Here is a 1873-nt window from a genome sequence, read left to right on the forward strand (position 1 = left end):
GTGCGTACCGCCCCGGGTCCGCCACCACGGGGCGGGGGCGGGTGCGGGGCCCGACGGCTCCGGTCGTTCACGACCGCGCCGGGGCCGCCCCGCCCGGGGCGGGGGCCCCCGTCGCGCGGCCCCGGAATCCCGCGTCACCCGGGCCGGTGCCGGTCTTCACCGGGAGCGGTTCCGGCGCGTCCTCTTTCTTCACCTCGCGTTCTTCACCTCGCGCGGCGGATCGGAATTCATCCCGGACGCGAAGGGCGCCCGGAGGTGTGGGGAAAAGGCGGAGAAGGGGTGAAGCGGGGGGCGCGGCCCCGGAATCCCTTTCGGTGAAAGGCGTCCGTCGCCCCTCGTGAACGTGTCGGGAAGGTGAACGGCCGGCGGATGAACGGTCGATTCCCGCCTCCACCTGGCCGGTTGGGCGTTCGGATGCCTGCTGTTCATTTTCCCTTGCCGGGACGTTGTCCTTTTCCTTCGGAGGCGTGCCTAGCGTCCCCGACGTGCCCGAGACACCGAACGAACCGCCTCGCACGATCGTGCTGGCGGACTCCGACTCCCGGTGGAAATGGGGCGCGCTCACCGCACGGCGACTGATCCCGGAATCGGAGCCGCAGGGGTTCCTGCTGCGGGGTCGCGCCACTCCCTCCGCCCGCCAGCTCGCCGAGACCGGCGCCGCCACGGACGACGCCCCGGCGGAGACCACCCTGGTGGACTTCGTCCACCGGTTCGGCCGCCCCGCCGACACCACGGGGGCCGCCGACCCCGGCACGGTCGTCGTGCTCGCCTGCGTCGGCCACACCATCCAGGCCGCCCTGCACGGCCTGGCCCGCGCGGCCCGCCCCGGCGCCCCGCGTCCGGTCGTGGTGACCGGCTACGTCGGTGTGGTCTACGAGAAGCTCGCCCAGGGTCTGATGACCCGCCACGGCGCCGACCTCGTGCTGGCCAACAGCCCCCGGGACACCGAACTGTTCCGCGAGGTCTACCGGGGCGCCGGCGCCGACGACACGGCCGTGGTGGGCTGCCCGCTGCCGTTCCTCGGCGGCACCCCGTACGACGCGGGCGCCGTCGAACGCGGCGAACGACCCCACCGCGTGGTCTTCGCCGTCCAGCCGTCGGTGCCCGAGACCCGGGCCGAGCGGCTGTACCTGCTGCGCCGCGCCGCCGAACACGCCCGCCGCCGGCCGGAGCGCGAGGTGCTGATCAAGCTGCGCAGCCGCCCCGGCGAGCACACCACGCACATCGAGGCGCTGCCCTACCAGCGGCTCCTCCCCCGACCGGCCGACCGACCGGCCAACCTCCACCTGCGCTACGGCCCCATGGCCGAGGTGCTCGACGGCACCGACCTGCTGGTCACCGTCAGCTCCACCGCCGCCCTGGAGGCGCTGTCCCGGTCGATCCCCACCGCCGTGCTGACCGACCTCGGCATCCGCGAACCGCTCGGCAACCACTGGTTCCTGGGCTCCGGCTGCCTCACCTCCTGGGACCGGATCGACGCCGACGACCTCCCCGTCCCCGACCCCGGGTGGCTGGTCTCGCGCGGCGTGCGGCCCGCCGATCCCGACGACCCGACGGAGGGCTGGGGCGACGCCCGGGCCCGCCTGACGGACCTGCTCGACCGCGCCCGCGCCGGCGACCTCGCCCCGTGCGCGCCGTACTACACCGTCCGCACCGCCCCCGGCCACCTCCCCGGGCTGCTCGCCCGGCACGGCCTCGACCCCGAGGGCGCCCCGCTGCCCGGACGCGCCGCCCCCGCCGGCGGCCCGCTCGTCCGGGTCGTGCGCGGGCCCGCCAGGGGAGCCGCCCGGGGCGTCTACCGACTCGCCGCGCAGCGTGTCGCGCCGATGATCCGCCGCTGGGGGCAGCTGTGACCGTCCACGAACCCCGTCCC

Annotated in this window: 1 protein-coding gene; it reads left to right on the top strand. The window is 75.8% G+C overall.

Annotated elements, in window-relative coordinates:
* Positions 1-485: 485 nt before the first annotated feature.
* The gene (locus FOE67_RS24415; protein WP_182666993.1) at positions 486-1853 is read left to right on the top strand and encodes a DUF6716 putative glycosyltransferase; all 1368 of its coding nucleotides are present in this window, start codon (positions 486-488) and stop codon (positions 1851-1853) included.
* Positions 1854-1873 lie beyond the last annotated feature (20 nt).

The organism is Streptomyces calidiresistens, from assembly GCF_014141525.1.
Taxonomy (GTDB): Bacteria; Actinomycetota; Actinomycetes; order Streptomycetales; family Streptomycetaceae; genus Streptomyces; species Streptomyces calidiresistens.